We start from the raw sequence: 19,197 nt of genomic DNA, 5'->3' as shown, positions 1-19,197 counted from the left end.
ACCGCCCCTTTTCCGTCCCACAGCAAGACCGCACATATCGAAGCCCGACCACCGCAAAGCAAGCTGTAGAAAACGACCGCAGAATCAGGGCTACCTCAACCCAAACAGAAGCAAGCTGATCCAGACAATAAGCCCCCCGGCAAAGGTCTGTAGCATGGGGAATACAAGCGCCATCGCGCCGGCCCGATCCGCGGTTGCCCAGGTCATGCCGCGTGCGAAGGTACTGGAAACCGCCACCAGGCTGGTGAGTGCCGCGGTGCCCGTGCCCATCACCATGACAGCGGCGGCGCCTGCGGTGCGGATCTCCATCTGCCAGGCAATCACCAAGAGGAAGATCGCGCCGGTACAGGGCCGTACCGCAATGCTGCCGACAAGCGCCAACGCTTCGCGGAACGATGTCAGTTCAGAGACCTCTTGCGGCGTTGGCCCATGAGCATGACAGCCGCAGGCCCCGTGACCTTCGTGGACATGCTCATGTTGCCGGTTCTCCTCATGCCCATGATGCGCCTGCCGGTCTACGTGGCGGCGGCCCGCCTGTCGAAAGGCAAGGCCACGCACTCCGCGCCAGACCAGCACCAGACCGACCGAAGCGATGGCGAGATAGCTGGCGGGGGCCAGAATATCCTCGGCCAATGCAGTCATGCGACGGGCCGACAGTTCAAACAGGGAAAACCCGCCATACACCAGCACAATCGCCCAAATTGCCTGGGCCAGGCTTGATGCAAGCGCCAACCCCAATAGCCGGGCGGTTGGTACAGAGGTTCCCAAGCCGACACCCCCGATCAGGTACTTGCCATGGCCGGGACCGAGGGCATGGACGAAACCGTAAGATCCCGCCGCCGTCATCAGGGCGATCCAGGCCCCGGGTCGTCCGGTTTGCAGGGTGCGAACCGCGCGTGCCAGATCCGTCAGGAAGGCGCGCTGCTGCTGGGACGCCCAGGCCGCAAGGCTGGAGGAGTCGATCAGCATCGTCACGATGGCCAAGGTGGCCACGATCGCGACACAGGCAAAGATCAGTCGCATGTCAATGAAATCCGGTCAGCAAAGAGCGCGCCCACGTTGGCGATTTTCGGGGTTTCTTCCCGGTCCAGCGCCGCCAGGTCTGCCAACAGGCCGTCGGGCGCGGTCTCGGGATCGAAGCGAATGACCTTGGCGGCGCAGGCCGATTGTGCGGGCAAAATCCTTGGGGCGTTGGTGATGGAGAAGGCAAAGAAATAGGTGCTTTCGTAGAAGCCCACGTCGACCGACCGGCCGGCCAATGACACCGGCGAGGTCAAGGGGCGGGTGAACGTCATCTGCAGGCGACCGTCGATCACCTGCGCGTCGAGGCCCTGGGGCCAGTCAAGCGGCACCGCCAAGCCGTCTATGGACAAATGCGCCGAACCATCGAAGTCCTCTGGCCAGTTGCTGAGGTGCCGGATCAACGCTTGGCGGTCGGAGTTGTCCAAGCCGCCTGAGCGGTCCAATCCCAAACCTGCTTCGGCGATCATGTAGAGCGTTTCGAATTCATCGTAGAGCCAGGTGACCTGCAGCGACTGCAGGACGTTCCCGTCCCGCATGGAAAAATCGACACCCCCGTCGATCCACACATGCGGATGAGCCACGACAGGCCCCGCGACCGAAAGGGCCGCGAGACCAAACAGTGCCCATGATCTGCGTGCAATGCGCAAGGTTCAGGTTCTTTCGGCAGGTTGCGATTTCAGGTTGCCTTGCATCACACCTCTTCCTCCGGATCATCGACCGGATCGAGCACGAGCACGGCGCGCGTCTCGCCCGTGCCTTCGATCGGGGGAGAACGATGCAACAGTCCAGAGCGCGGATGCTCGGGCCACAATGTGCCGCGCAAGACGATCGGAGACCCGGTCGGGACAGTAAAAACCTTTTGCGGATCCGCACCGTCCGGCGAGATGGCGTATTGCGTGCCGGTGCCGCGGTAGGTGCAGACCAGCCGCGCCGTCACAGCGTCGATATGGAACTTGCGGCAGGCGTTCGTCGTGACAACGTCAAACCGCAAACGCAACCACCTGGCGCGCATGAGATCCGAAAAGGTGTCGGCAAGCGCCGCCACGTCGTCCACCAGGCGGTCCCGTTCGGCATCTTCCGGCATCCCGGACGCTGCGCAGATCTGAGAGGCTGCGTCGCGAACGGCTTCGGGCCGAAGGAATACACGGGCGCGCGGAAGCTGCGAAGGGTCGAGCGCGTCAATCCATGCCTGAAACGTCGGCATGGGCTGTCGTCGCCAGATCGCCGCGGCGCAACCCGGACGGTGGATCGCTGCAAGCCCTTCGGGTGCATCCGCGACCGCAACGCCAATCGCGGCATCCTTGACCGTTGTGCGGACCAGATTCATGCCGCAGCCTCGGCGCGACGCCAGAGCGGGAACGGATCAGGCAGGTCCGGCAGGCTGTCGGGCCCGGCGGCGGCAACTTCGGGCAACAGCGCTGCGTCGAGCGCGGACTTCAGCGCGGGCCAGTCGATGCCGGCCCCGATAAAGACGATCTCCTGTCGTCGGTCGCCCCACGGTTCCTGCCAATGCGCCTGCAGATAGGTGCGGGCGCTGTCATGGTCGGGCCAGCGTTCCTTCGGGACGGTCGCCCACCATGTGCCCAGCGGCTTGACCGAGGACAGCGCCCCGGCGAGCGAGAACTCGGCCACCCAGTCAGGCCGCGTGGCGATCCAGAAATGGCCCTTGGCCCGGATCACACCGGGCATGTCGCCATTCAGGACCGCCATGATCTTTTCTGGCACAAAGGGCCGCCGCGCACGGTAGACAAAGCTGGTGACGCCGTATTCCTCGGTCTCGGGCACGTGGTCGGCAAAGCCATAAAGCTCCTTGGCCCACATCGGGTGCTCATGCGCCTTTTCAAAATCAAAGAGCCCCGTGTCGAGGATCGCTTCGCTGGCCACGTCGGAATGGTTGGTTTCGATGATCTGCGCGTCGGCGTTCAGGCTGCGGATGATCTTGCGCGCCGCGTCGGTGCGTTCCGGCCCGGCATCGGCCACCTTGTTGAGGATCACCACGTCGGCGAATTCGATCTGTTCGACCAGCAGGTTGACCAGCGTGCGCTCATCGTCCTCGCCCAGGGTTTCGCCCCGATCCCGCAGGAAATCGTGGCTGGAATAGTCATTCAGCAGGTTCACAGCGTCGACCACCGTCACCATGGTGTCGAGCCGGGCCACGTCGGACAGGCTGTCGCCGTACTCGTCGCGGAAATCAAAGGTGGCAGCAACAGGCAGCGGCTCGGAAATGCCGGTGGATTCGATCAGAAGGTAGTCAAAGCGACCCTCGGCAGCCAGTTTGCGGACCTCATCCAGCAAGTCGTCGCGCAGAGTACAGCAGATGCAGCCGTTGGACATCTCGACCAAGGTCTCGTCAGTGCGCGACAGTTCGGTGTCGGCGCGAACCAGGTCGGCGTCAATGTTCACCTCGGACATGTCGTTGACGATCACGGCGACGCGGCGGCCTTCGCGGTTGTTCAGGACCCGGTTCAGCAGCGTTGTCTTTCCCGCACCAAGAAAGCCGGAGAGGACGGTGACGGGAAGGCGGGTGTCTGTCATGATATGGATACCTCTACGGGGATTTTCAGGTCGGCTGCGGCCAACCGATTGTGACCAGGTGCGCGGCGCACGCCGAGACATGCGCCGCAGCGGCGACCGGTCCGCTTACGACCCCAGCGCCTGCGCCAATGTCTTTGCATTATGGCGCATCATGTCGAGGTACGTCGGCGCCGGTCCGGCAGGGCCGGAGAGCGCGCCGGGGTAGAGCGTGCCGCCGATGGTCGCGCCGGTTTCGTTTGCGATCTGCTGCAACAGACGGCTGTCCGCGATGTTTTCGATGAAGACCGCCGAAATGCCTTGGTCGCGCATCTCTTCGATCAAGTGGGCGACATCCTGGGCGGAGGCTTCGGATTCGGTGCTGAGGCCCTGCGGTGCAAGGAAGGTCAGCCCGTAGTCGCGACCGAAATACTGAAAGGCGTCATGGCTGGTGACAACAGTCCGGCGATCCGCGGGCAGTTCGGCGACGATGGCGCGAATTTCGGCATCCAGCGCCTCGATCTCGGCGACATAGGCCGCGCGGTTCTGATAGAAGGTCGCTGCATTTTCCGGATCGGCCTGCGCCAGCGCCGCGGTGATATTGTCCACGTAGATCACAGCGTTGCGCAGACTCTGCCAGGCGTGCGGGTCGAAGGCGCCATGGTGGTGATCGTCATGATCGTCGTGGTCGTCATGATGAGCATCTTCCGCGTGCTCGTCGCCGTGGTCATCATGATCGTCATGGTGATCATGATCGTCATAGTGATCGTCCTCAAAGGCGATCGGCTCGATCCCGGTGGTTGCCACAACCCGCGTTCCATCAAAATCCGAGGCGTCGACCAGACGATCCAGCCACCCCTCGAACTCCAGCCCGTTGACAACGAGCACCTGCGCTTCGCTGACCGAACGTGCCGCTGCAGGGGTCGGTTGATAGACATGTGCGTCCCCATCCGGACCGACCAGGGTGGTCACGTCGACGAACTCACCGCCAATACGCTCGACCATGTCGCCGAGGATCGAAAAAGTCGCGACGACGCGGGCCGGCTCGGCCGTCTGCGCGGCAACGGGCCCGCCCAGTGACAACGCAACCATCGCGGCGGCGGATCTGAGAATGCTTCTGCGAGTGGTCATGAATTTTTCCTTTCAGACTTCGAAGTCACGGCGCGGCAAAGCCTGCGCGATTAGGCCGCCCACCGGTCCGAAGACCAGCGACACCCCGTAGGCAATGCCCGCCACGAGGATGATCGCCGGCCCGGATGGCAGGCTGTAATGGTAAGACAGGAGAAGGCCAGTCAGGCTTGACACCATGGCGATGATGATTGCGGTCAAGACCAGACCACCGATGCCGGCCGCCCAGAACCGTGCGGCCGCGGCGGGCAGGATCATGATGCCCACCGCCATCAGCGTGCCAAGCGCATGAAAGCCGCCGACGAGGTTCATGACAACCAGCGCGAGGAAGGTGAAATGCGTGACCGCGCTCAGCCCGCTGACAGAGCGCAGAAATTGGGGATCGGCACATTCCAGCACCAGTGGCCGGAACAGCAGCGCAAGGACCAGAACCGACAGGCTGGCAAACGCGCACAACAGGATCAGCGCCGCATCGTCCAGAGCCAGAACCGTGCCAAAGAGCACATGCATCAGGTCCACGTTGCTGCCGCGTGTGGACACGATCAGAACGCCAAGCGCGAGACTGATCAGGTAGAAAGCAGCCAGGCTGGCATCTTCGCGTAGGGCGGTCACGCGGGTCACGAAGCCCGACAGCAGCGCCACCGCCATCCCGGCGATCAACCCGCCAACCGTCATCGCGCCCAGCGACAGGCCCGACACAAGGTAGCCGACCGCAGCGCCGGGCAGGATCGCATGTGCCATGGCGTCTCCGGTCAGGCTCATCCGCCGCAACATCAGGAAAACACCCACTGGCGTGGCGCCGACCGAGATGGCGATGCAGCCAAGCAGCGCGCGACGCATGAAACCGAAATCAGCGAAAGGTTGAAAAACCGCGTCCCAGATCATGCCGCGCTCCGTCCGCAGACATGGGGCGGGCCGTCGCAGGCCTCGCACATCTGGCGCGCGCGAAACTGGTTCTCGGCCGTCAGCACCTCATGCGTCGGCCCATGGGCCACCAGTTCCCGCGCCAACAAGAGCGTGCGTGGAAAATGGGCCCGGACCATATCGTAATCGTGCAGCACGGTCAGGACCGTGCGCCCCTCTTCGTGCCAGCCTTCGATCACGGCGATCAGGTCGGCCATGGTGCGTGCGTCGATCGCCGCAAAGGGTTCATCAAGCAAGACCAGCTGCGCATCCTGCAACAGCAGCCGGGCAAAGAGCGCCCGCTGCATCTGACCACCAGACAGCGATCCGATGGGCCGGGTTTCAAAGCCGGTCAGCCCGACGGCGGCGACTGCGGCCTCGACACGGGGCTTCTGTTTCCGGCCCAGCCCGCCAAAGGCACCGATTTCGCGCCACAATCCCATCGCTACCAAGTCCAGAACCGTAAGCGGGAAGCTGCGGTCGATGTCGGCTTGCTGCGGCAGAAAAGCGATATCGTCGCGGTTCAGCCCGCCAAAAATCACGCTGCCGCCGAGCGGTGACAAGGCGCCAATCACGCCCTTGAGCAGGGTCGATTTGCCAGCCCCGTTCGGCCCGACAACGGCGGTCAGGCTGCCCGTGCCGATCTCGGTTTGCAGGTGGTGCACGGCCGGATGCCGGTCATACCCCAGCGTCAGATCCCGAAACGCAATTGCAGTGGTCATGTTGGCCCCGGCGTGGCCGTGGCCCAGAAGTACCCGGCCCAAAGAAGTGCCAAAACCAGCGCCGCACAGCCCAGTCGCGGCCCGGCACCCAGAAGAAGCAGGCGCAGGATCGGCCATTGATCGATCATGGGGATACCTCTTCGTTTTCGCAGGAGGCACATTGGCCACGGAGTTCAATCACATGGCGCACGGGTCTGAAGCCCGAGCGCCCCGCCAGCGTCGACAGTGCCTCAACAACTTCTGGCGCAGCGGTTTCCTCAACCTGTCCGCACTCGTCGCAGATCGACAAAACCGCGCTGTGATCCTGTTTCCCTGACCGGCAGGCGATAAACGCGTTCAGGGATTCGAGCTTATGCACTCGGCCCGCTTTGATCAGCGCCGCCAGCGCCCGATAGATCGTTGTCGGTGCCATCTTTGGCGTCGCGCGCCGCATCTCTGCCAGAACCTTGTAGGCGGACAGGGGGGCACGCTCGCGCCGCAGAATGGCCAAGACGTCTCTCTGCACCTGTTGTCCCCGCGTGTTCACAGACATGCCTCCTGAAATGCCCGAGACGATTGCTACGTTATAACATTACATTACGCAAGAGCGATCAGCACACAGGCGCGACGCATTTCACCACAAGAGCGGGGGCGCTCCCGCCCCCGAAAACCTGTTCTTCGAGACGCACTTACTCGGGCACCAGTACCCCGGGCAGCGAGTTCACAGTCATGGTTTCGTCCGGCCGGAAGTGGATCACGGAGCGAATAGAGTCCCCTGCTTTAAGCAAATCGAAGGCAGTATTGATCTGGTCATGGGTCATGTGGTGCGTGATGTAGGGATCGACGCTGAATTCGCCGCGCAGCCATTCGTCGACCATGCCCGGCAGTTCGCTTCGGCCCTTGACCCCGCCAAAGGCAGTGCCGCGCCAGACACGGCCGGTGACCAATTGGAAGGGACGGGTCGAAATCTCTTGGCCCGCGCCCGCAACACCAATCACCGTGCACTCTCCCCACCCCTTGTGACAGGACTCAAGCGCAGCGCGCATCAGGTCCACGTTCCCGACCGCTTCGAAGGTGTAATCCAGCCCGCCATCCGTCAATTCCACCAGCACATCCTGGATCGGGGCGTCGTAATCCTTGGGATTGATGCACTCGGTCGCACCGAGTGCCTTGGCCAGCAGGAACTTCGACGGATTGATGTCGATGCCCATGATCCTTGACGCACCGCTCATGACTGCGCCTTGGATTACCGCCATGCCGACCGCGCCAAGGCCAAAGACTGCAACGGTTGCACCGGCCTCGACCTTGGCGGTGTTGCGCACAGCGCCCATGCCGGTGGGCACGGCGCAGCCCATCACGGATGCCTTCGACAATGGCGCGTCCTTGGATATCTTGGCGACCGAGATTTCAGGCAGCACGGTGTATTCGCTGAATGTGCTGGTGCCCATGTAATGCTTGATTTCCCGTCCCTTGTAGGAAAAGCGCGAGGTGCCGTCGGGCATGACGCCGGCGCCTTGGGTCTTGCGAATTGTCTGGCAAAGGTTGGTCTTGCCGGACTGGATGTATCGGCAGTTCGGATCCTCGGGAATGTAAAGCGGGATCACGTGATCGCCCGGTTTGACCGAGGTCACACCGGGGCCGATTTCCTCGACGACACCGCAGCCTTCATGGCCGAGAACACAGGGAAAGAGCCCCTCGGGGTCTTCGCCCGACAGGGTGAACACGTCTGTGTGGCACAGGCTGGTGGTGACGATCCGGACGAGGACCTCGCCCTCCTTCGGGCCTTCGAGGTCGATTTCTTCGATTTCCAGCGGCTGGTTCGGCGCCCAGGCGATGGCAGCGCGAGTCTTCATGATTGTGCCCCCTGTGTTGATTTCAGTGCATGAATCCGGTGTTGGTTGCTTGTGCCGGGTCATCGACAGGGTCGAGCACGAGGACGAACCGAACCCTGCCTGTGCCCTCGATCGGCGGAGACCTGTGCAGAAGTCCGGACAGCGGCTTTTCGGGCCAATGGGTGCCGCGCAGCACAATGGGCGCCGGTTGGCACCGCGTGGATCCGATGCGGCGCGGTGCCCGTGACGGCGGTGCCATATTGCGTGCCGGGGCCGCGGTAGGTGCAGATCAGCCGTCCGGTCACGGCATCCAGATGAAACTTGCGGCAGGCGTTGCCGGTAACGGTTTCCAGCCGCAGGCGCACGTACTTCACCCGCATGACATCGGCAAAGATCGCCGCAAGGGCCGAGACATCTTCGATCAGCAGGTCGCGTTCCGGCCCCTCGGGCGTGCCATGCGCCTCTGCCAATTTGAGCAAGGCCGCGCCCACCATTTCGGCGCGCAGGACAATCCGCGCGCTTGGCAGCTGCTCGGGCGGGAGAGCATCGATCCAGGACTGAAACCGCGTCGTTGGCTTGCGCTGCCAGATCGTTGCGGCGCAGGAGGGCCGGCGAATGGCCGCGATTGCATCCGGCGTTTCCGCACGGAAGATAGCATTGCCCGCCTCTTCGAGTATGTCCTGATAATACGTCATCTCGCCTCCTGAAGTGCTGTCCCGTCGCGTGAGTGTCCTGCCTTGATCTCGGGCCTATGGCTGAAACGGCAGGGACGAATGGTGCAGCACGATGCGCAAAACGCCGTTGGCGTCCCGCTTGTAGCCAAAGCTCTTGTCGACCGTGGTGTCGTTGCCATCGCGGTCGGTCAGGGTGACCCAGCCCATCCACATCGCGACATCGCCCTCGATGAATTCGGCCGAGGTCACGCTGTTCATGGCGCGCCAGCCGCGGATCGCAAACCCGGCATCGCGCGGGAAATCGTCGGAATGGCCGCAGAAATAGGCCAGTGCGCCCTCTTTGGTCGGGCGAAAGGTCTGTTCGCCGCTGGCCATGGTGGGTTTGAACAGCACCGGGCCTAGGTTGTAGCCGTAATTCGCGTCCAGGTGCGCCGTTGCGGCTGCGCGCGCCGCCTCGATTCCGCCATCCTCGAAGGCCTTGGAGATGGCGATTTTCTGCGCGCCCCACGTGGTGCGTGCAGCCAGAAGATCTCGTGATGTAATCAAGGGTCTTTCCTTCCGTGTCGTGTCAGATTGGGTGTCGGGGGGCTCAACTGTCGCTGCACGGCGCCTGCGCCTCGGCCACCAAACGGGACACGGCCTCGGTCAGGGCAAGCGTCTGCGTTTCATCGGTGCCGTGCCGGCGCAGCGTGACGGTCCGGTCCTCGGCCTCGCGTGCGCCGAGGGCGATCTGAACCGGCACTTTCTTCAGCGCATGTTCGCGCACCTTGTAGCCAATCTTTTCGTTACGCGTGTCACGCTCTACCCGCAGGCCCGCCTTGCGCATCGTTTCGGCCACCTCGACCGCCCAATCGTCCGCCGCGCCAGTCACGGTCGCCACCACCGCCTGCACCGGCGCGAGCCAGAGCGGCAGGTGGCCGGCGTGATGTTCGATCAGGATGCCGGTGAAGCGTTCGAGCGAACCGAAGAGCGCGCGGTGCAGCATGACGGGGGGCAGTTTTTCGCCCGAGGCCGCGACATAGGTGGTGCCAAAGCGTTCCGGCAGGTTGAAATCGACCTGAAGGGTGCCGCATTGCCAATCCCGCCCGATGGCGTCGCGCAGCACGTATTCCAGTTTCGGCCCGTAAAAGGCACCCTCGCCTTCGAAAATCGTATAGGGATGCCCGGCCTTGTCGAGCGCCGTGCGCAACGCCTCTTCGGACCGGTCCCAGCTTTCGTCGCTGCCGATCCGGTTTTCGGGGCGGGTCGAAAGCTTGATGCGCACGTCCTCGAACCCGAAATCGCGATAGATGGACAGAACCAGATCGTTGACCTTCAGACATTCCTCGGTCAGTTGTTCGGGCGTGCAATAGATATGCGCGTCGTCCTGGGTAAAGCTGCGCACCCTGAGAAGCCCGTGAAGCGCGCCCGACGGTTCATACCGGTGCACCTTGCCGAACTCGGCGATCTTCAGCGGCAGATCACGATAGCTTTTGACCCCCTGACCATAGATCAGCATGTGCCCGGGGCAGTTCATCGGTTTCAGCGCATAGTCGCGGTCGTCCTCGGTGGTGGCGAGGAACATGTTCTCGCGGTAGTTCTGCCAGTGACCCGAGGTTTCCCACAGAGCACGGTCCATGATGTCGGGCGAATTGACCTCGACATAGCCCGCCGCTTCCTGCCGGGTGCGCATATAGCCGATCAGGGTCTGGAACAGCCGCCAGCCGTTGGGGTGCCAGAACACCGACCCGGGCGCGACCTCTTCGAAGTGAAACAGGTTCATCTCGCGCCCGAGGCGGCGGTGATCGCGTTTCTCTGCCTCGGCCATCATGGTCATATGCGCGTCAAACGCTGCCTTGTCGGCGAAGGCCACGCCGTAAATGCGGCTCAACATCTTGTTGTTGCTGTCGCCGCGCCAGTAGGCGCCGGCCACATGCGTCAGTTTGAAGGCACTGCCCGCGTCGCCGGTGTGGCGCATGTGCGGGCCGCGACACAGGTCGAGCCAGTCGCCCTGGCGGTAGATGGTGACCGGCTCACCCTCTGGGATCGCATCGAGCAGGGCCAGCTTGTAAGTCTCACCCGCGGCCTCGAAATGCGCCTGCGCCTGATCGCGGGTCCATTCTTCGCAGGTGAAGGGCCTGCGCGCCTTGATGATCTCGCGCATCTTCTTTTCGATGACGGGCAAATCCTCGGGCGTGAAGGGCGTTTCGCGGTCGAAGTCATAGTAGAACCCATGCGCGATGGCCGGTCCGATGGCGGCTTTCGTGCCGGGCCAAAGCGCCTGCACCGCCTCGGCCAGCACATGGGCGAGGTCGTGGCGGATCAGGTCCAGCGCGCGGGGATCGTCGCGCGACATCAACTCCACCTCGGCACCATCAGGCAACGGTGCTGACAGATCTCGTATCTCCCCTTCGACCACCACCGCCACGGTGCGTTTCGCAAGGCTCGGGCTGATGGCCGCGGCAAGGTCGGCGGCGGTGCTGGACTTAGGCAAGGCGCGGGACGCCCCGTCAGGTAGGCGGACGTGGATCATTTCATGTTCTTTCGGTTCGAGAGAGGGGGCACCAGATCATATCCAATGCCGCCCAAAGGAGTGCAGCGGACAAGGCGCCGAAGGGTCAGCCAGAGGTCGCGTAGAGGGGCGTGGGTCTTCAGCGCTTCGGTGGAATTGGTGAAGTCATTTGGCTGAAACCGGCAGGGCTGGCCCAACCGCGACGACAGGACCGACCTGCGGGCAACGGTGTCAAAATGGCGCAACATTCCTCAGAACGGCATATCTGCTGTCTGGTGCGCCTCGCCGTCTCCTTGCTCGTTGGCCTGTGTGGGGTGCACGCGCAGGGTTTCGAGATTGGCCATGAGGTCGCTTTCGTCGATGTCCCGCGCAATCACGACGACCCGGCTGGTCGTATCTTTGCCAGACCAGGATTTCAGAGGCACCGGAGCGTCGAAGATGTGCTGAACCCCATGAAAGACAAAAGGCCAGTTCATGCCCTCTACATGCACGATGCCTTTCATCCGCAGGATATCGGGGCCCTTGAGCGCAATCAGCGTGTCGAGCCAGAAATCGAAAATACTGGAGGGGATTGGATCATTCACCTCGATCGAGGCGGAGCAGATCCGGTGATCATGGGCCCCATGCGCGCTGGCGCCGGAGATTGGCATGGTGGCCGATGGGGTGGGCTTGGTCGGAAACCCGGACAGGCCCGCCAAGGGGTCGGGCGTTTCCTCGGCCATCCCCAGCCAGCTAGATACGTCGGACGACGTCACGCCGCCGCGCATGGCCGAGAGACCGAATAAGGTGCCGGTGGGTGCCCGTCCATGTTCGCCGTGCACGCGACGGGCCGAGCGATTGATGCTGGCCAGCCGGGCTTCGAACCTCTTGACCTCCGCCGGTGTGACCAAATCGGTCTTGGACAGGATGATCACGTCGGCCATCGCGATCTGGTGCACGGCCTCGAACTGGGTATCGAGCGTGCGCGGCCCCATGGCGGCATCCGCCAGCGTCACGACGCCATCCATACGAAAATGGGGCCCGACGATCCTATCCACGATCAAGCTGTGCAGGATCGGGCCCGGATCGGCGATTCCCGTTGTTTCGATGACCACGCGGTCGAAAGCCAGATCGCCCCGGTCGCGCCGCGCAATCAGCTTGCCGAGGGTTTTCAGCAGATCCCCCCGGATCGTGCAGCACAGGCACCCCGACTGCATCAGGATGGTTTCTTCGGTGGCTTCTTCGATCAGGTCGTGATCCAGCCCCACATCCCCGAATTCGTTCATGATCACGGCAACGCGCCCGGCCTCGGGATCGCGGATCAGGCGGTTCAGAAGCGTTGTCTTGCCCGCACCAAGAAAACCGGTGAGGAGAGTCACCGGAACGCGGGTGTCCTCAAATTCCATCATCTCCTCCTTCTTTACATTTCCGGGGTACTGCGCGACAGATCGCTATGTTATAACATAACTAAACGCAAGAGGCGACGATGACACAACTCGAATTCAAACCACGAATCTCGGTCGAGCAGGTTGAGGAGGGAACGGATCTCGCGCCGAAATTCGATGAGAACGGTCTATTGCCCAGCATCACCTCGGACGCCGAAACCGGTGAGGTTCTGATGCTGGGCTGGATGACCGATGAGGCACTACGGTTGACCCTCCAGACCGGCGAGGCACACTATTTCAGCCGGGCAAGGCAGGTGCTTTGGCACAAGGGCGCCACGTCCGGTCTCATTCAAAAAGTTGTCGAATCAAGGATCGATGATGATCAGGATGCTATATGGCTTCGGGTCGCGGTCGCTGGGTCGGGCGCGTCCTGCCACGTGGGCTACCGGTCCTGTTTCTACCGAGAGGTGTCCGTCGGGCCCTATGCTGGCCAACCCTTGGCATTTCTCGAAGACCAAAGGACCTTTGATCCTGAGAGTGTCTACGGCGATGCCCCCAACCCGACACAGCTCTGACCTCCAACGAATGCAGCGCGCCCCGGGGAAAGTCACCGGAGAATGTCGGAATACCTGTTCGAATCCATCGCTTTGCTGCGCAATCGTCCAGGACGGCCCGACCATCGGTGAGACCGCCACACATCCGCGCCAGTTGCGAAAGGCCGGTTCGGGGAAAGTTGCGCCACAGAGATGATTATCTTGGCGATGGTCCGCTGTGCGTTGGAAGCGGCGGTCCATCTTGCCATGGCGGCTCGTCCTAGCCTCTGTGCTGCCAAAAGTCCGCTCCGAGCCGAAGGTGTGATCTCTGCGTGTTGATCTAATGTCCGATTTCGGTTCGGAGCGAGGCATGAGCTATTGTCACGCTCAGTTTCAGGCAGAGATTTCCATGAATTTGACGTCGCGCTGCCTCTGTCGCAAGTGCACCGTCAGCTATTCTGCGTGAACCCTGTCGGCCTCCCATGTGCCAGCGGCGGCGAGGATGCGTTCGGGGTCAGCATAGGCGTCGCGCAGGATACGTTCGTAGAGGCCCCCCTCCGATTGCCGCGTCACCGGACCGACGATCAGGCTTTCCAGCGCGGCGCCCAATGCGTCCACGGTGCCCGAGCCTTCGTCGAACTGCGCCTTCTTTCGCCAGACGAGACCGGCGGGCAAAAAATCTTCGCAGGCCTTGCGCAGGATCCATTTCTCGGTCGTCGAGCCAGTCGCGTCGCGGGCGTCGGGGTCCGTATGCCGCATCTTCAGCTCCGCCGGGATGGACTGTGCGAAGTCGATGAGGTCGCGGTCGAGGAATGGCGTGCGTGCTTCCAGGCTTTCGGACATGGTCACTCTGTCCACGCGTTGAAGGTTGATGTTGTGCATGGTGCCAAGGCTGCGCGTGAGTTCATCGGCGAGCGCGCGGGGATCGTCGGCGTAGGCATGGTGATAGGTATAACCCGCGAACAGTTCGTCGGCGCCTTCGCCGGTCAGTACAGCCTTGACCTGCGCCCTTGCAAGCCGCGCGGCAAACAGAGTGGGCAGCGCCGAGCGCACCAGGTCCACGTCCGCGGACTCAAGATGATAGATGACATGCGGCAGGGCATCGATCACGTCCTGCGCGGTAAAGACCGCCTCTTGGTGATCGGCACCGATATGATCGGCAACAGCACGCGCGGCAAGCAGGTCCGGGCTGCCTTCGGTGCCGACGGCAAAGGTCTTGAGCGGACCAAGCCCCTGCGCGATCCGAACCTTCTGCGCGATGGCCGCAATGATCGAACTGTCCAGACCGCCAGACAGAAAGCTGCCGACCTCGACATCGGCCACCATCCACTTGGCGACCGCGGCCTCCAGAACCAGACGCAGTTCACGCGAGGCGCGTCCGATGTCGAAGCCGGGTTCCGCCGTCGCGGCGCCCTGAGGAGTGCGGTACCATTGCCGCCAGCCGTCGCGGCTGTCGAAAAGATGACCCGGCGGAATGGCCTCGATGCCGGCCACCGGAATGCCGTCGAAAGCCTTCAGTTCTGACGCAAAGATGACTCCGTTCTTCAGATGCGCAACGTATAGCGGCTTGATGCCAAGCGGGTCGCGGGCGGCGATGATCCGGTCTTTGGTGGCCAGCACAAAGGCAAACATACCGTCCAGGCGGTCAATCCAGCGGGTCTTGCCAGAGCGGAAAAGGTGCAGGATCGTCTCGCTGTCAGAGGCCGTTTCAAACGCCGCCTCTCCGAGGATCGCGCGCAGGTCCGCATGATTATAGATCTCGCCATTGGCAACCAACATGTCGCCCGTCTGGCGTATCGGTTGCGCGCCATCCTCCGGGCCGATGATCGACAAACGGCAATGCGCCATTGTCACGGGCGCACCGGGCAAGGCGGAGACTTGGACTTCGTCAGGTCCGCGATGCGCGATCTTTTCGATCATCCGCTTGGCAAGCGCTTTGTCATCAATGTTCCAAAGGCAGACGAAACCGCACATGGGAAATCCTTTCGAAATCTGGCGTTACACGCTCGACGGTTGCGGAGTGTGGCGCGTATGGGGATAGACCAGGCAGGCGTAGAGACGCCGGATCAGGGGCGCGGGCGATGGCCAAGCGAAAGAGGCCCTCAGCCGGACATCCGCGATCTCGCGCTGCAGATCGGCGGGGGCCCAACCTTGCGCCATCATGCAAAGCTCCAACTCGCCTGGTGCCCGAGTCTTTTCCTGTGCCATCGCTGGTATCCAGTCGTTGTTTGTCGGTCTGAAGGACAATTAGCGGCTCAACGCGGTAAAGAAAAATGAAACGATCTTTCTCTGTGGATGAGTTTCATTTAACCAAGCATCTATGACCCGCCGACTGCCCCCCATGACTGCCCTGCGTACCTTCGAAGCGGCGGCCCGCCACGAAAGTTTCAAGCGCGCCGCCGAGGAATTGCATGTGACCAATGCGGCCGTGAGTCATCAGATCAAGACCTTGGAAGACAATTTGGGACTGAGCCTCTTCCGCCGCCGGGGCCGGACGGTGCAACCGACCGATGCCGCCAAGCGGTTTGCCGCACGTCTCGCTCAGGCCTTCGATACCATCGAGAACGCGGCGATGGACCTTCAGGGCAATCCGATGTCCGGCACCCTGCGCATCGGCGTCACCCCGTTTTACGGCAACAGGATCGTCCTGCCGCGCCTTTCGCGATTCCATGCGCTCTACCCCGAGATCCGGGTCGAGCCGGAAATAAGCGTCTCCCCGAACGACTTTGCCAAGAGCGACCTGGACGGCGGGTTGCGTTATGGTGAGGGCAACTGGCCGGGTCTGACGACAATCAGCATGCAGGACGACCAACTGCTGCCGGTGGCGGCTCCAACCGTGGTGTCGGGCCGCGACTTGCCGCTTTCAGCCGCCGAGATCGCGCAGCTGACGCTTGGCTACATAGATGGGCAGAAAGACGATTGGTCCTCCTGGTTCGAGATGATGGGGTACGAAGGCGCGGCGCCCAAGCAGATGATCGGCTACGGCAGCCGTGCTCGGGTCGTCGATCTGGCCTTTTCCGGCCATGGCGTGGCGCTCGCCGACAGGCGCTTGACTGCCGCCGATGTCGCGGCGGGACACCTGGTGCGTCTGAACGAAACGCCCGTCTCGACCGGCAGGGGCATCTGGCTGGTCTATCCGGACACGGAGTTCCCCGACCCGAGGCTACTGGCTTTCGGCGATTGGTTCAGAACGGAAGTCGGGCAGATCTGACCGTCAGACGCGCATGCCTTAAAAGAAACCGGTTTCGTGGTCTGGCCTCAAAAGACATCCACGAAAGTCCAGCGAATTGGCACTTTGTCCGCGAGTCGGTCAACTGACGTGAGGGTGAGTTGCGCGATGCTCGAAGGTCCGCAGTGGCAAAGCTGCGATGGACGGACGTTAGGGTCAGGACTCATAGCCAATAGATGACGGTTGCGTCGAGAGCGATGGCTGAGAGGAAGACCTTCGGACAGCGGTCGTATCGTGTTGCTACACGCCGCCAATCCTTGAGCCTGCCGAACATGATCTCGCATCGCTGCCCGGCAGTGCATTGCATGGCAATGTCACGAGAGGGGCGGTTGCGTCGTTTGTATCGGCGCTTGTCGTATTTGACGGTCTTCTTCCGTGGCTTCCGACCAGAGATGCAGGCGCGTATTCCTTTGTCTTTCAACGTTTCGCGGAACCAGTCGGCATCGTAGCCGCGATCCCCCAAGCAGCCAGTCGACATCCGGCAGGCTGCTCAGCAGCGCTCGTGCGCCGATATAGTCGCTGACCTGACCCGCCGTGACGAACAGGTTCAGGGGCCGTCCCTGGCTGTCGCAGATGGCGTGCAGCTTCGTATTCATGCCGCCCTTGGTGCGGCCGATCAGGCGTCCACGCCCCCCTTTTTCACGCCCATGCTGGTCGCTGTTCGGTGGGCCTTGAGATACTTGCGCAGGCTCACTCGAACGCATGGCGTTCGCCTGCTCACGTCGATCATCACGGTCTTCTTTTCGCCGTGCTCGGCGGCCAGACCGGCCATCATCCGGGCGAAGACACCCTTGTCACTCCACCGCTTCCAACGGTTGTATAACGTCTTGTGAGACCCATGGGCAGCAGGGGCATCTCGCCACCGTAATCCATTGCGATTGATGAAGATAATCCCGCTCAACACACGCCGGTCGTCGACGCGGGGTTTGCCCTGGGACTTCGGGAAGTAGGGCTCAAGGCGCGCCATCTGCGCGTCGCTCAACCAGAAGAGATCAGACATGTCACCGCTCCGTTTTCAGAGCCGTGAATCACTCAACGGACCTGAAATCAATGGGTCCTGACACTAACTTCAACCGCGTCGCGCCAGGCAAAGGCTGCCTGATCACCATGACGGTCTCACAATCCATCGACGAACGGGTACCGGGAAACGTGCGAGGCTTCAGGCCGCTGCAGACGACCACGGTCAACAATCTCCACACCGCGATCCGGCATCTGCGCGGGTTCCTGCAAGATGACTCTGTGATCGCGTGTCTTGAGCATGTGACGCCTGCCCTCGCCCTCAAGTTCATAATTGACCACCTCCCCTCACAGACCTCCAATCGTGGATCACCGGACACATGGTACAAGGTCGTCGCCAAGAACGTGCCCCACCTCACAGACAGGTGACATGGGCTTTCGGTCAACGCCGGTACATGTCGCCGAGGATCTTCAAGTCTAGCACGCCACGCGCCCCGGAGCCTGACCTGCCCACCTGATCCTCGTTCGACGCCGAAGAGATTGGCCAGCTCTTTGCCCATGTACAAAGGGGGACACGCGAAGGTGACCGCTTGCGCCTCGCACTGGTCACCGGGTGCCGCGCTGATGAACTGGCGATGCTGACCGCGCTTGGCTATCTGCCCTGACCAGTAAGCCGACACCAGACAGGGCGCGCCCAATGTGTTACCGACCAAGGCGCCCCCGGTTGTGCTGACCCTTGATGACGTGACGAAGCTGCCGCTTCGCCTAACCGGCGACGGAATGGCGGCTGGGCGGTTCGCCGAACCAGCGCGAAAAGGCGCGGGAAAAGGCCGTCTGGTCGGAATAGCCCAGCGAAAAGGCCACATCGCTGAGCGACAGTTCGGACCGTTTCAACAGCGCCAGCGCCATCGACCGACGGCATTCGTCGCGGATGTCGTGGTAACAGGTTTCCTCGGCTGCCAGCGTGCGTCGCAGGCTGCGTTCGGACATGCCCAACTCGCAGGCGATTTCCGCCTGCCCGATGGAGCCCTGCCCGATCCGTTGCAGGATCTGCTGGCGCACCCGGCGCGACACCGGCAGGTGGCGCAAATGGCTGCTCAGCTGCTGGTCCGGCGCCCCCCCGTCTCCCAATGCATCGGGCCGCGTCAGTGACAGGCAACGCACCGGAAAGACGAGGTAATTCTCGCTCTCGTCACAGAGGGTATCGGTACGGTTGTAACGTGAGATCGACTGCGTGCCGTCATCCGCCCCGTGCTCGAACCCGACGTCCAGCAGCGTATGACGGTCCATGCCGAACCGCATGCAAACCCCGTGGATCATCGCCAAAGTCAGTTCCGCATCCGCCCGCCGGGGCCAGATATCGGGGTCGAGGATGCGATAGCCCACGCGCACCCGGTCCTCGGCAACTTCCATCGACAGCGCCGTGTTGCTTTGCACCAGCGGGATGCCATGCACGAAACAGCGCAACGCCGATCCCAGCGTGGGCGCCCGCAGGATGGCATCGCCCAGCACCCCTAGCGCCTCCAGAGGCAGTTGCTCACCCAGGCTCCAGGCCGATTGCCCCGCCCCCGGCTGCGCGCGTTGCCGTTCCAGCCCGGTGACAAAGAACGACAGCGGCACATCCGCCCCGACAGCCGGGGTCAGCCCGTCAAAGACAGACCGGGCAATGGTCGAGGATATGACTGACGTCTCCATGACGTGGCTCCAAGTGTTGCTGCGCCGTTCATAGAACTTTCACACTATCACATTTTGCCAATCGGCACGGAAATTGCCCGCGCTCTGCATCGTCGTCCGATCCATCGGGCAACCCCCTGAAAGTGCAGGGTCAAGTGGACCTGCCCAATTAAGCGG

General features: G+C 62.4%; 20 protein-coding genes and 2 pseudogenes. 3 read left to right on the top strand and 19 right to left on the bottom strand.

Annotated features, from left to right (window positions below):
• Positions 1-90: 90 nt before the first annotated feature.
• From RBB42_RS01055 to RBB42_RS00980, 16 genes and pseudogenes are all read right to left on the bottom strand, one after another.
• The gene (locus RBB42_RS01055; RefSeq protein ID WP_305971809.1) at positions 91-1,023 is read right to left on the bottom strand and encodes a nickel/cobalt transporter; all 933 of its coding nucleotides are present in this window, start codon (positions 1,021-1,023) and stop codon (positions 91-93) included.
• Positions 1,014-1,604 (bottom strand): DUF1007 family protein, encoded by a 591-nt coding sequence (locus RBB42_RS01050; RefSeq protein ID WP_305971808.1) that lies wholly within the window; start codon positions 1,602-1,604, stop codon positions 1,014-1,016. The genes RBB42_RS01055 and RBB42_RS01050 overlap by 10 nt, the downstream gene beginning before the upstream one ends.
• Positions 1,605-1,714: 110 nt before the next feature.
• Positions 1,715-2,350, bottom strand: coding sequence for a DUF1826 domain-containing protein (locus RBB42_RS01045; RefSeq protein WP_305971807.1), 636 nt, complete (start codon positions 2,348-2,350; stop codon positions 1,715-1,717).
• Positions 2,347-3,558: a GTP-binding protein gene (locus RBB42_RS01040; RefSeq protein WP_305971806.1), complete on the bottom strand. Its 1,212-nt coding sequence runs from the start codon at positions 3,556-3,558 to the stop codon at positions 2,347-2,349. The genes RBB42_RS01045 and RBB42_RS01040 overlap by 4 nt, the downstream gene beginning before the upstream one ends.
• Before the next feature lie 105 nt (positions 3,559-3,663).
• Positions 3,664-4,665: a metal ABC transporter substrate-binding protein gene (locus tag RBB42_RS01035; RefSeq protein WP_305971805.1), complete on the bottom strand. Its 1,002-nt coding sequence runs from the start codon at positions 4,663-4,665 to the stop codon at positions 3,664-3,666.
• A 12-nt stretch (positions 4,666-4,677) separates the two neighbouring features.
• A complete protein-coding gene (locus RBB42_RS01030) occupies positions 4,678-5,547 on the bottom strand; it encodes a metal ABC transporter permease (protein WP_305971804.1) in 870 nt (289 codons plus the stop codon).
• The gene (aztA, locus tag RBB42_RS01025) at positions 5,544-6,287 is read right to left on the bottom strand and encodes a zinc ABC transporter ATP-binding protein AztA (RefSeq protein ID WP_305971803.1); all 744 of its coding nucleotides are present in this window, start codon (positions 6,285-6,287) and stop codon (positions 5,544-5,546) included. The genes RBB42_RS01030 and aztA overlap by 4 nt, the downstream gene beginning before the upstream one ends.
• A complete protein-coding gene (locus RBB42_RS01020) occupies positions 6,284-6,415 on the bottom strand; it encodes a hypothetical protein (protein WP_305971802.1) in 132 nt (43 codons plus the stop codon). Before RBB42_RS01020 ends, aztA begins: the two co-directional genes overlap by 4 nt.
• Positions 6,412-6,819, bottom strand: a complete 408-nt coding sequence (locus RBB42_RS01015; RefSeq protein WP_305971801.1) for a Fur family transcriptional regulator — start codon at positions 6,817-6,819, stop codon at positions 6,412-6,414. The genes RBB42_RS01020 and RBB42_RS01015 overlap by 4 nt, the downstream gene beginning before the upstream one ends.
• Before the next feature lie 136 nt (positions 6,820-6,955).
• Positions 6,956-8,119 (bottom strand): S-(hydroxymethyl)glutathione dehydrogenase/class III alcohol dehydrogenase, encoded by a 1,164-nt coding sequence (locus RBB42_RS01010; protein ID WP_305971800.1) that lies wholly within the window; start codon positions 8,117-8,119, stop codon positions 6,956-6,958.
• Positions 8,120-8,141: 22 nt separating this feature from the next.
• A complete protein-coding gene (locus tag RBB42_RS01005; protein ID WP_306043585.1) occupies positions 8,142-8,357 on the bottom strand; it encodes a DUF1826 domain-containing protein in 216 nt (71 codons plus the stop codon).
• 43 nt (positions 8,358-8,400) lie between these two features.
• Positions 8,401-8,793, bottom strand: a pseudogene (locus tag RBB42_RS01000) (DUF1826 domain-containing protein); the annotation flags it as partial.
• A gap of 54 nt (positions 8,794-8,847) precedes the next feature.
• The gene (locus tag RBB42_RS00995; protein WP_305971798.1) at positions 8,848-9,318 is read right to left on the bottom strand and encodes a metal-independent carbonic anhydrase family protein; all 471 of its coding nucleotides are present in this window, start codon (positions 9,316-9,318) and stop codon (positions 8,848-8,850) included.
• Between the two features lie 43 nt (positions 9,319-9,361).
• Entirely contained in the window at positions 9,362-11,284 is a 1,923-nt protein-coding gene (thrS, locus tag RBB42_RS00990) for a threonine--tRNA ligase (RefSeq protein ID WP_305971797.1), read from the bottom strand.
• Positions 11,281-11,511, bottom strand: a complete 231-nt coding sequence (gene yidD / locus RBB42_RS00985; RefSeq protein ID WP_305971796.1) for a membrane protein insertion efficiency factor YidD — start codon at positions 11,509-11,511, stop codon at positions 11,281-11,283. Before yidD ends, thrS begins: the two co-directional genes overlap by 4 nt.
• 3 nt (positions 11,512-11,514) lie before the next feature.
• Positions 11,515-12,648 (bottom strand): CobW family GTP-binding protein, encoded by a 1,134-nt coding sequence (locus RBB42_RS00980; protein ID WP_306043368.1) that lies wholly within the window; start codon positions 12,646-12,648, stop codon positions 11,515-11,517.
• 80 nt (positions 12,649-12,728) lie between these two features.
• Between RBB42_RS00980 and hisI the strand changes: the two genes are divergently transcribed.
• On the top strand, positions 12,729-13,202 hold the full coding sequence (gene hisI, locus RBB42_RS00975; protein WP_306043584.1) for a phosphoribosyl-AMP cyclohydrolase: 474 nt from the start codon (positions 12,729-12,731) through the stop codon (positions 13,200-13,202).
• Positions 13,203-13,613: 411 nt separating this feature from the next.
• Here hisI and asnB read toward each other — a convergent pair whose 3' ends face one another.
• Positions 13,614-15,134 carry an asparagine synthase (glutamine-hydrolyzing) gene (gene asnB / locus RBB42_RS00970; protein ID WP_305971793.1) on the bottom strand — a complete coding sequence of 507 codons (1,521 nt, stop codon included), beginning with the start codon at positions 15,132-15,134 and terminating at the stop codon, positions 13,614-13,616.
• A gap of 367 nt (positions 15,135-15,501) precedes the next feature.
• Here asnB and RBB42_RS00965 point away from each other — a divergent pair, with 367 nt between their 5' ends.
• Positions 15,502-16,371, top strand: a complete 870-nt coding sequence (locus RBB42_RS00965; RefSeq protein ID WP_305971791.1) for a LysR substrate-binding domain-containing protein — start codon at positions 15,502-15,504, stop codon at positions 16,369-16,371.
• A gap of 181 nt (positions 16,372-16,552) precedes the next feature.
• Here RBB42_RS00965 and RBB42_RS00960 read toward each other — a convergent pair.
• A pseudogene (locus tag RBB42_RS00960) lies at positions 16,553-17,389 on the bottom strand (IS5 family transposase).
• Between the two features lie 50 nt (positions 17,390-17,439).
• Between RBB42_RS00960 and RBB42_RS00955 the strand changes: the two are divergent.
• Positions 17,440-17,775 (top strand): hypothetical protein, encoded by a 336-nt coding sequence (locus tag RBB42_RS00955; protein ID WP_305971790.1) that lies wholly within the window; start codon positions 17,440-17,442, stop codon positions 17,773-17,775.
• 336 nt (positions 17,776-18,111) lie between these two features.
• On the opposite strand, the gene qhpR is transcribed toward RBB42_RS00955, so the two are convergent.
• Positions 18,112-19,041, bottom strand: coding sequence for an AraC-like transcriptional regulator QhpR (gene qhpR, locus RBB42_RS00950; RefSeq protein ID WP_305971789.1), 930 nt, complete (start codon positions 19,039-19,041; stop codon positions 18,112-18,114).
• Positions 19,042-19,197: the final 156 nt, after the last annotated feature.

This window comes from Mameliella sp. MMSF_3455 (assembly GCF_030733205.1).
Taxonomy (GTDB): Bacteria; Pseudomonadota; Alphaproteobacteria; order Rhodobacterales; family Rhodobacteraceae; genus Antarctobacter.
Note: the sequence above shows the minus strand (reverse complement) of the source record. Positions and strands in the feature narration are given on the sequence as shown.